This is a genomic window from Pseudomonas sp. PME37.24/006, from assembly GCF_055556635.1.
Genome location: NZ_JBVHNL010000085.1, coordinates 1 through 274 on the forward strand (window position 1 = coordinate 1; position 274 = coordinate 274).

General features: G+C 62.8%; 1 protein-coding gene. It reads right to left on the bottom strand.

Annotation, left to right across the window (positions count from 1 at the left end; all coding sequences use genetic code 11):
- A partial coding sequence (locus ACZ3GY_RS23935) for a hypothetical protein (RefSeq protein ID WP_465912219.1) occupies positions 1-274 on the bottom strand: 274 nt, incomplete at both ends.

Genomic DNA, 274 nt, shown 5'->3' on the forward strand with positions numbered 1-274 from the left:
TGGCCGCGGCGAATATCGAAGATCGTCACCGCTGTGCCGAGGACGATCATCAGGATCAGCCAGCCCGCCGCGATCCAGCCCAATTGCCGGTGCAGCGCGAGCGGCCCGCGCGTCGCCAGCCAGTTCTGCGTCAGGTAGATGACGACCCAACCCATGAACACAACCGCATGGGCATGGACGATCAGCGGCGAGTTGAAGCTCGACATCCCACGCAGATGCGCCTGGAAGAAGCCGACAAAGATCGTCCCCGCCATGACGAATGCCATGGTCAGGA